The organism is Roseovarius sp. BRH_c41 (genome assembly GCF_000961715.1).
Taxonomy (GTDB): domain Bacteria; phylum Pseudomonadota; class Alphaproteobacteria; order Rhodobacterales; family Rhodobacteraceae; genus Roseovarius.
Window position 1 is genome coordinate 151,251 of record NZ_LADY01000060.1, and the last position, 11,209, is coordinate 162,459.

Genomic DNA, 11,209 nt, shown 5'->3' on the forward strand with positions numbered 1-11,209 from the left:
CGTGTGCCCGTCCATTTGAGGGGGTGGTGCCGGGTCTAAATCACAAATACTTTGTATTTTTGTGCAATTTGGCGCAGTATTTTGGAAATATTCTTTCAGTACTACCAATTTTATGTCCGCTGAAGTCAGCGTCGAGGGTTTTTTGTATGGTAACCTTTATCGTAACGACAACTGACGATGACATGTCCGATAATAGCCAGAGCTCGCTGTGCGAGGCTATTGATCTGACGCATGACACGCCGGGGGCTGACACGGGTATTCTGTGCGAGCGAGTCCGGCGGACGGGTCATTCTTGGCGCTCGAGTCGAAAGCCCTTTGACCGCTCCGCGGGTCCGTCCTGCGCGGCAAGCAACAGCGCTCATGAGATGTGTTCACAAGAGACGGTCCGGCGACCGCAGTCGTCCCTTGGAGCGCAGGGATCACGGGCTTTGCTGGCCCGGTCGGGCGACAGTCCCTAGAGGCGGCAAGATTTTTGAGAGTGTGACGTCTATCACGCGCCACCATTGTGGCGATTTGGGTGAGGAAAATTCAAAATGGCTTTGTTCATAGTCGACAACATCAGCGACATTGATGACGATAATCTTGGCGCGGGTCAGCTTTCGCTGCGTGAGGCGATCCGTACCGCCGTAGGGGGAGACGCGATCCTTTTCGCCAACAGCCTCGCCGGGCAGACGATCACCCTGAGCAGCGTGCTGCAGATCGACAAGGACCTGCTGATCAACGGTTTCAACCAGATCACCATCTCGGGCGGCGGCACGACGCAGGTATTCAGCATCATCGGCGGGCTGGAAACCGAGGTCGAACTGCGTGGCCTGACGCTGACCGACGGGCTCAGCGCTAGCCTCGGCGGCGCGATCCTGAGCAACGGTACGCTGGAGCTGTTCGAGACGACGGTGCGCGACAGCTTTGCATTCGGCGGCGGTGCCGGGATATTCTCGAGCGGTGACCTGCGCCTTGTCAACAGCCTCGTGACCGGGAACAGCGCAAACGGCGACGGCGGCGGGATCGCCCAGGATGGCGGAAGCGTGCGGGCGATCAACACCACCATCGACGGCAACACCGCCGCAGGCTTTGGTGGTGGCATCACGCTCAGCAGCACCGCCAATGGGACGTTCGAGAACAGCACGATCACCGCGAACATCGCCAGCAACGGCGGCGGCGGCATCGACGATTTCAACGCCGGCATCATCACTGTGACCAATTCGGTGGTCGCCGGGAACACGCTAGTTGCCGGTGCCACCCCGGACGACCTGGGCTCAGGCGTCGTTGATGTCGCGCGCAACAGCTTCTTCGGCACCAATGTCACCATCACCGATGCCACCAACACCATCCTAAATGGAGGCGACCCGCTGCTTGGCGCGTTGCAGGACAACGGCGGGCCGGTGCTGACGCGGCTGCCGGACGCGGGCAGCCCGCTGATCAACGCGGGCGACGCGGCGCTGCTGCCGGCCGACACGTTCGACATTGACGGCAATTTCAATCTCGCCGAGGCGCTACCCGCGGATGCCCGCGGTCAGGCACGGGTGCAGTTGGGCGCGCTCGATATCGGCGCGGTCGAGCGGGCGAACACGCCCGTAACCGGGTCCGTCACCGTCACAGTCACCGGTGCGCCAGCGCAGGGCACCGCGCTGACCGCCAATGCCAGCTTCTTCGATGCGGACGGGCAAAGCGGGCTGCCGTCGTTCCAGTGGTTCGCGAACGGCACGTCGATCACCAGCGCGACTGGCGCGAGCTTCACCCCCGGCCAGGCGCAGGTTGGCACCACGATCAGCGTGCGGGTATCTTTCACCGACGACCGCGGTACTCTTGAAAGCCTGACCAGCGCTGCCACGGCGCAGGTTACGAACGTCAACGACGCGCCCACGGGGGCGGTCGTGATCTCGGGTGATGTGCGCCAAGGCGGGTTCGTGAGCGCCAACGCGGGAGGGATCGCCGACGCCGACGGGCTCGGTGCGTTCTCGTTTCAGTGGCTGCGTGACGGGGTACCGATCGCGGGTGGCGAAAACGGCACGCTCCAGCTTTTGCAAGCCGATGTCGGCGCCGAGATCAGCGTGGCGGTCAGGTACACCGACGGCTTCGGCACGGAAGAAACGGTCACCTCGACCCCGACGGGCCCGGTCGAGAACGTGGCGTTCACCCCACAAGGCGATTTGATGCTGAGCGGCAGCGCGACGCAGGGTCAGACGCTCAGCGTCGACTCTTCCGGCGTGTCCGACCCCGACGGATTGGGACCGTTCTCTTTCGCGTGGTTTCGGGAAAACGCGAGCGGTTTCATCGACAGCGTAATAGAGGGGGCGACCGGCGCCAGCCACGTTCTGACGCAGGCCGAGGTCGGCTTCACCATCGTCGCGAGCGTCTCCTACGTTGATGGCGACGGCGACACGGAATCGGTCAACACCCGCTCCGCTGTCGTCGCCAATGTCAACGATGCGCCCACCGGGGCGGTGACGATCAGCGGCACGGCCAAGCAGGGCGCTGTGCTGACCGCCAACACGGCCACGATCACCGATGCTGACGGGTTGGGCACCTTCGCCTTTCAATGGCTGGCGGACGACACCCCGATTGCGGGTGCTACCGGGGTTAGCTTCACCCCCGGAGCGGCGCAGGTCGACGCGGCGCTGTCGGTCGAGGTTCGCTATAGCGATGGTTTCGGCACGTCCGAATCCCTGACCAGCGCTGCGACTGCGCCGGTGGAGGACCTCGGGCTGGACCTGTCCGGCACGCCGGGCGCCGACAGCCTCGTGGGCGGGGACGGCAATGATGTGATCCGTGGCCTTGGCGGGAATGACGATATATCCGGCGGGCTTGGCTTTGACTCCGTGTTCGGTGAGGGGGGCGATGACACGCTCTCGGGCGGCGATGGGGACGATGCGCTTGCGGGGGCTGACGGCAATGACATCGTCAATGGCGGTTCTGGCAATGACAACATCGGCGGCGGGCAGGGGGATGACACGATCGACGGTGACGACGGCGATGACATCATTGGCGCGGGTTTCGGCAATGACACGGTGATGGGGGGCAACGGCAATGACGTGGTTGCCGGTGGTGCCGGCAATGACACCTTGTCCGGGGGGGAAGGCAACGACAGCATGTCCGGCAGTTTTGGCGACGACAACATTATTGCTGGCGGTGGGGCAGATGATATCGGTGGCGGGACGGGGCGCGATACGATCGACGCAGGCGCTGGGAATGACCGGGTCGGCGGGGGTGAGGGCAATGACAGCATCTTTGGCGGCGACGGTAACGATTTTCTTGCCGGCGGTGGGCGTGATGATGTGATCGACGGCGGCGCGGGCAATGACACGATCAACGCCGGGGCTGGCAATAATCAGATCACCGGCGGGGCGGGCGCGGATCAATTCGTGTTCAGCGCCTTTACTGCCGGAGAGGCTGACGTGATTACTGATTTCGAAGACGGGCTCGACAGATTCCTGATCAGGATCGTCAATCCCGAAACGGGTGAGGTGAACATCTCCAATGGGAGCAACGGGCTTGCGGGTTTTGTGGCGGCCTTGGGCATCGTGGACACAGTGGCGGGCGCGCAACTCAACGTTGGCGGCCAGACGGTTTTGGTCCAAAGCGTTGCTGCGGCGGACCTGACAGTGGATGATTTTCAGTTCCTTTGATGGCTGCGGTGCAGTCGCCCGACAAGGGTATTCGGGCCGAGACGGCGGTCGATCGAGTACCTTCCGGGTAACGATCTGATCATTCTAACCACGTGCAAAAGCCGTGACATTGCCATCAGGTTTCGGTACTGAGGTCAGGCCGTACGCAATGTTTATCCGCTTGGTCACGAGACACAGAAGACCTGATGTCACGCGTTTTTTCATTTCTTGTTTTGCGAATGGTTTGCTGTACTCTTGTCGAGATTTAAGAGAACATTTGACTGATCAGGGTGGCCTGCATGCATCGTTCCAAGAAGAGATTAGATGTTATCAGCCTTGTTTTGGTAATTTCCGCTTTGGCGCTTGGCGGGTGTAGCGCGCCACCTCAAGTCATAGGTATCTCCAATCCAAGTATATCGGCAGAGTCCGTACCCAACATCACTCGACATCGCATATTCATCACCACGACGCGAAGGCCATCAGATGAACCCGGTGCATTTCTGGGGCCGGGTCGAGCGCTAGAGCTTGGTGTTGCCTCGGTGGACGTTACGATTCCTCCGACCCACATCACGGGGCAATTGGAACGCCCCAAGCAACTTCCGCCTGATCCGCGCAAGGAGTTTACGGTGATCAATCCGGTCACGTACCAATCCGACGCAGCACTGATTGCCGGAATCAACCGGGAACTGGCAAAACGGAAACCCGGCGACAGAAGGCTTCTTTTGTTCGTTCATGGCTTCAACAACACGGCCTCCGACGCCACGCTGAGGTTGGCACAATTTGTTGAGGATACCGGGTTCAAGGGTGTTCCCGTCCTGTTGACATGGGCATCCGCTGCCAAAGCCTCGCGCTATGTCTATGATCTCAATAGTGCACTTATCGCGCGGGCGGCGGTGGGCGAGATCGCGGATATCTTGGTAAGGACCAATGCCGAGTCAAACGATGTATTTGCCCATTCGATGGGGACATTTCTCACTATGGAAGGACTGCTCGATCAGCAACAGAAAGGAGACCTTGGTCACCGCAACCCCATCAACCACATCATGCTGGCAGCGCCTGACATTGACTTCGACCTGTTTCGGACACAGTTGAAACAGCTTTCGCCCGAGATCCGCAAGAAGATGTTCATCTTGGTATCCAAGGATGACAAGGCACTGCGCCTGTCGACGAGGATTGCGGGCGGGGTGCCACGTGTGGGGGTCGCAAACACCGCTGAACTCGAAAGTCTTGGCCTCACGGTCATTGACCTGTCCGAGATCAGCGATTCGTCATCAGGTAGTCATTCAAAATACGCAGGATCACCCGAGGTGGTTCAACTCATTGGGGCGGGTCTCAACTCGGTGAGCCGTTTCCACACGGACAACAGATCGGCCGTCCAGCAAATCCTGGCTGCCTCACCCATAAGGATCTTTGGGAACGGAACGGGTTTTTCGAACTAGAGTACTTCCTTCGCGGAAGACTTTTTCGAATTGATCCGTCAGCGGCCGCGCGAAATAGGCCGCAGTTTGCTCTTGGGTGGAGATATAGACTTCGGTCGGCGTGCCCGGCATCACGGCTAGACCATTCAGCCTTGCAAACTCTTCGGGCGCTACAACTGATATTCAGGATTGTGAGATGCTGTCCGGTTTGCTTGTCGGATTTCGCAATTTCTGCTAATTTTGGCATCATATTATCTAGAGCGTTTTGCCGAATGGTCATCATTTCGGGCCCGAAGGAATTTTTACGATCAGCGACAAAGGAATAGGTCAAATGGGTATTGAACTAGACGCCTACAAAGTCCGCACAGATCAAACAATTATAAGATTACAAGCACTTAAAGACATAACGTCAAGGATTGGTTTGCTTGTTTCCGCAGCGCAGTTTGGGGTCGCAAAATACAAAACCGCGGATAAAACCGCTGAAAAGATAGATGATTCCCTCTTCACGATAAAAAACCTTTTAACCGTCGCAGGGTTTGTCTCCCCACTCAAAACACCTGTTACTGCACTCCAACGGGTCTTGGACCGAATTGAGCCGCCAGTTGACAAGATCGATGACAAGTTTGACGAGATAAGTGGTAAGGATGACACCTCTACCCCCGCGACAGAAGGGGACGGCCAGTTTGTCGAGAATGTCGAGACTGGCCTGACCGCGGCGGGCCTCACGCTCGCTGTGGTCTCGGATTCACTGACGCTCCGCATAAGACAGCTTGAAATCGCCTCTGAAGCGACCGGAAGTTTTCGTCAGGCAATTGATGTCGCGACGCGCAGTGCAGAGGTTTGGAGCGGAACCTATACTGCCCTCAATTCTGCCATCGAAGCGCAGATGGCCGCGCGCAATGCTGTGATCGTGGGCGTTGAAAGCCTGTACACCAATGTCAAAGCAGAGGTTGATGCCTTCCTTGCGGTGCTTGAGGACATCGACTTTGGGCAAATCCTAGGAGGATTGGTCGATCTCGAAGAAATCGGCAAGATTTTTGATTTTCTGAAAACACCGCTCAGTGCCGCTGAAAGCCTCCTTGCCCCGATCCAGCCGCTCTTGAACGCTGTCGATTTTCTCATCGGGCTTATTGTCAATCCAGTCATAGATTTCGTCATCGAAACACTGAACCTTGACAACATTCTAGAGGCAACTGAAGCAGCAATTGATGCGCTCATTCCGTCCATTAACCTGTTGGATGCATTCGAACAGCTCATCCAGCCGCTACAGGACTTCCTGTTGGAATATATCGTGGATGCGCTGGGAACGATACCGCTTCTGGACACAGTGGAGTCAGCTTTCTTTGGCGGTGTTGTTGGTGAGGCTGATCTCGGCCCGACCGGATGGGGCAATGATGTCGGCAATGTGCTTGTGGGCGACGACGGCGACGACATTCTCGATGCCCTCGACGGGAACGACACGATCCTTGGCGGCGGTGGCAACGATGTCATCATCGCAGGGGCTGGCTCTGACCTTCTCAATGGCGGAGCGGGTGACGATCTGTTCTATTTCGGGGCCAGTTTTACCGAATATGAACTGCTTCGCGATCCGGATACCGGGGATATTATCGTCAGCCATCTTGCGCCCCAGACCGCTGTCAATACCGGCATTGATACTCTGGTCGCGCTCGACGATGGGGATCATGTCGTCTTTACCGATATTTCGTTCACCGGGGCCGAACTGAACAATGCGCGGATCGGCGGATCGGTTCTGAACGGCGATCAGGGTGGTGTGCCGACGGATGACTTGCTGTTTCTCAACTCATCGCGCCCTGAAAACCGGATCAACGGCTTTCATGTCGCAAACGGGTTGCTGGGGGACGACCGGATTTTTGGTTCGATCGAGGCAGACCAGCTGAACGGTGGACCGGGCGACGATGTTCTGGTGCCGGGTCGTGGTGACGACCAAGCGAATGGCGGCACCGGCACCGATACGTTTCAGGTGCTCAGAGGGGCCAATTCCAGACTTAGGGTGGATCTGATCAACGGGACATCTTTTGGTCAGGGGCAGGACACGCTCAGCTCGGTCGAGAACGTCGTGGCGTCTCCCGATCAGGACCACACCGTGCGCGGGACCGATGGGGCCAACGCAATCTACACCGGCGACGGGGTTGACATCATCACGGGCCGGGCCGGCAACGACACGATTGATGCGGGCGGCGACGATGATTACATCATTGGTGGCGCCGGCGCGGACGTGATCAACGCAGGTGCCGGCGGGATCGATGTCATGGTATCGGGCAGCGCTGCAGTGGCAGGCATCAGCGATCATTACATTGGCGGCGACGGGTTCGACTGGGTATCCTACACCAGTTCTGCCAATACGATCCGGTTCGACATCAGCGATCAGGGCGACGATCCGAACCACATGCAAGTGTTCAACGCCTTCATGGGGGAAGTGGAGAACAGCGGCGCGGTGCGGATAAATGGTGCAGACCGCACCATCACCCGCTTCGACCTTAACGGAAACGAAGTCACCACCGACACCACCGACGGTGTCGAGGGTTTCATGGGATCGGATCTGGCCGATGTGTTGCTTGGCGCGCCGGATGTGACCTCCCTGCATGGCGCAGGTGGCGATGACACGATCCGCACCGGCGGGTCCACGAACATCTTCGGCGGCACCGGCGACGATTTGATCTATGTCGAAGAGGTGGAAGGCGGCTCGACTGCTCTACAGGTTGACGGCGGCGGCGGATCTGACACCATTTCGCTGGACGACGTCAGCGATGCACGCTGGTTCTTTAATGTGAACACAGCGATAGCGCTCACTCTGCGCGCCCACAAGACAACCGTCGAGGGCGAAGATCTGCGCAACGCGGGCGATGTGTTCTTTAACGTTAAACCGAGGGATTTCTCGGAACTGTCGTTCGGTAATTTCGCCGACCACGTGATTTTTGAACCTGGCGGCAGCTTTCCCGTCGTCTTCAGAATGCTGGACGGCAATGACCGCTTCGACGCTGAGAACGGATTTGCCGATGTTCACGCCGGGAATGGCAACGACATTGGCAATTTCGACGGCGGCGGCGGTGGCATCTTCCGCGGTGACGCAGGCGATGACTATGCCGTCTTCAATGACGCGGGCACGGACAATGCCGCCCTCATGGGGGCCGACACCGATTTCGTTCAGATCGAACGGTTTCGCGGCCATGCTGATGGCAGCACAGGCTATGACACGATTTCCTTCGACGTCGCCTTTAGCTCTCGTATCGTGGTGGATCTTGCGGCCGGGACGGTGACCTCTTTCAAGGGCGTCCCCTCAAGCAACGCCGATCAGGTCAACATGACCCTCGAAAATTTCGAAGTGCTGATCGCCACGGAATTCAACGACCTGATCGACGGCAGCGCCCAATCGGAACAGATCCTGGGGCGGGGCGGCAATGATACGCTCAGGGGCGCGGGCGGCAACGACAAGCTCTTTGGCGGCACTGGCAATGACACGCTCGAAGGGGGGGGCGGGGATGACTTGCTGCACGGGGGCGCGGGCGATGACCGTCTTGATGGCGGCGCGGAAAGCGATACCGCGTCTTATGCCTGGGCCCGGCCCGGTGGCATAGACGGCGCGATCTTCGCCAACACCTTCGGCTCAGTATCGGTCAGTTTGTCAACCGGAACCGCTATGGGCGTCTTCGGAACCGATACCCTGATTTCGATCGAAAACGTGATCGGCACCGGCGCCAACGACATCCTGCTCGGGAATGAACTGGACAACATGCTCTCGGGGGGTGCGGGAAACGACAATCTGGAGGGCTTGGGTGGCGATGACGTCCTGATCACCGGCTCAGGCGATGACACCGTATCAGCGGGCGCGGGCGACGACACCGTTGTCGTCGGCCTCGGCAACAAGAACCTCAACGGCGGGTCAGGGTTTGACACGCTCGATTTCGGCACAGTCTCGGGCGCCATCTCTCTGAACCTGGGCACCGGCACCTATACCGGCAGCCTGATCGACAGATCACCGCGTTGGGCGGATCTTGACCCCGACGGCGATGGTATTGCCGAAAGCGACGGCACAGAGGCCCGCATTTTCAACAGCGTGGCGCTGACACCTCTGGATGTGTTCGAGGCCAACCCGATCCAATCCAACAGTGCGGATGACCTGAGTCGGGTCTTGCCCACGCTCGGGGACCATGAATTCTCCGCCTTTCAGATTGCACTGGTCGATATCGAAACCTCCGCTTTTGGCAGCTTTATCGACTTTGAGCGGGTGATCGGCGGCGACAGCGATGACGCCTTCACCGGAACAGGGGCAGCGAACCAACTCTCTGGTGGCGCTGGACAGGACAATCTGACCGGGCTTGCAGGCAACGATGAACTCAGCGGCGGTCTGGGCAACGATACGCTCAACGGCGGCGCGGACGATGACACGCTTGATGGGGGCGCAGGCAACGACAGCTTGCTCGGCGGCGCAGGCTTTGACCTGGCGATCTTCGCGGTGGCCTCGACAGAGGTGAATATCTCACAGGCGGATGGTCCTCTGACGCTCTTCTCGTCTGAAGGTGACGATACGGTCGATGGCATCGAGAGTTTCCGTTTCACGGATGCAACGCTTACGCTCGCTCAGGTTCTCGCCTTGCCGCCCGTTGGACAGCAAGTGACCGGCACGGCGGGGAATGATACGATCAATGGTGACGCGGGCGACGACACGCTGATCGGTCAGGGCGGGAATGACTCGATCCTTGGTCTTGGTGGAGATGATGGCGTGTTCGGCGAGGCTGGCAACGACACGCTCTCTGGTGGCGATGGCAACGACTCGATCGCTGGGGCTGACGGCGATGATGTGGTCAACGGCGGGGCTGGCAATGACAATATCGGCGGCGGTTTTGGCAATGATACGATCAACGGCGGTGACGGCGATGACATCATGGGCGCGGGCTTTGGCGATGACAGTGTTGTTGGGGCTGCGGGCAATGACGTGGTTGCGGGTGGCGCTGGCAATGACACGCTTTCGGGCGGGTCTGGCGATGACAGCATGTCCGGCAGCTTTGGCAATGATCTGATCAACGCCGGGGGTGGGGCCGATGACATCGGCGGCGGCGCCGGGCAGGATACGATTGATGCCGGCGCCGGAAATGATCGAGTTGGGGCTGGCGAGGGCGATGACAGCGTCTTTGGCGGCGACGGCAACGATTTTCTCGCGGGGGGTGGGCGCAACGACACCATCGACGGCGGGGCTGGCAACGATACGATCAATGCAGGAGCTGGCAATGACGTGATCACTGGCGGCACCGGCGCGGATCAGTTCGTGTTTGCATCCTTCTTTGAGGGCGAGGCGGATGTGGTCACCGATTTCGAGGATGGTATCGACAGCTTCTTCATCCGGCGGTTCGACCCCGATACCGGCATTGAGAATATCACCAACGGTGGCAACGGTCTGGCCGGATTCGTGGCGGCGATGAATATCATCGACACCGCCGCGGGCGCACAAATGACCGTCAACGGCAACACGATCCTCGTTGAGGGGATCACGGCGGCGCAACTGACGGTGGACGATTTCCAGTTCCTGTAAGGCTAAAAACGGAAAACTGTTCAATCGGGATGACGTCTTTTGAGACGCCAGAGATCGCGCCACTTTGGGTGTCACGAGAGACCGGAAGGCGGAACGACTGTTATGAATGAATTGTGTGCATGAGAGATCCTGTATCTTTGACCCAACCGACTTACCAATCTTCGGGGCCACAAGCCAAGGGATCAGACTTATGAAAGGAGCGAGGATGGGTTCGTTTGGAAGTGGGACGTAAGATCTTGATTATCCGGATGCCTATAGGGTCGATTTATATGGGAGTTGCCAGTGCTGCCTTTGTCCCTTTGATCACCAAAGAATGCTGGGACGTGGCGTAGATCACTTTCCAGATTCTCGCTTCAAAGCTCACAAGGCATAAAAGCCCTTTGAAATAACGACAAAACTTTCATTTGCCAGATTTATTGCTGGGCTGTTACGATTTTGGAGAATTTTTTTCGTATCTGGTTTGTATCTACAGTGCCTTTGTTTCAATTCACGAACAACGATTAAGCGCAATCTCTTAACTCTGGAATAGGGGGTATTCCATGTTAATTAACATCAGTCCGACATCCATTGAAGAACGTGTAAGTTTCTCAAGCGGCGTGCTAGAGTTCAGTGTCACTCTTGATGAACCGTCAGAAGGC

Annotated in this window: 3 protein-coding genes; all 3 read left to right on the forward strand. The window is 58.4% G+C overall.

Going from position 1 to position 11,209, the window contains the following annotated elements; all coding sequences use genetic code 11:
* Positions 1 to 533: 533 nt before the first annotated feature.
* The 3 genes from VR71_RS25270 to VR71_RS19175 all read left to right on the forward strand — a co-directional run bounded on the left by VR71_RS25270 (position 534) and on the right by VR71_RS19175 (position 10,571).
* Positions 534 to 3,626, forward strand: coding sequence for a choice-of-anchor Q domain-containing protein (locus VR71_RS25270; RefSeq protein WP_296430625.1), 3,093 nt, complete (start codon positions 534 to 536; stop codon positions 3,624 to 3,626).
* 278 nt (positions 3,627 to 3,904) lie between these two features.
* Positions 3,905 to 5,044 carry an alpha/beta hydrolase gene (locus VR71_RS19170; protein WP_045686191.1) on the forward strand — a complete coding sequence of 380 codons (1,140 nt, stop codon included), beginning with the start codon at positions 3,905 to 3,907 and terminating at the stop codon, positions 5,042 to 5,044.
* Between the two features lie 310 nt (positions 5,045 to 5,354).
* On the forward strand, positions 5,355 to 10,571 hold the full coding sequence (locus VR71_RS19175; RefSeq protein ID WP_296430627.1) for a calcium-binding protein: 5,217 nt from the start codon (positions 5,355 to 5,357) through the stop codon (positions 10,569 to 10,571).
* Positions 10,572 to 11,209 lie beyond the last annotated feature (638 nt).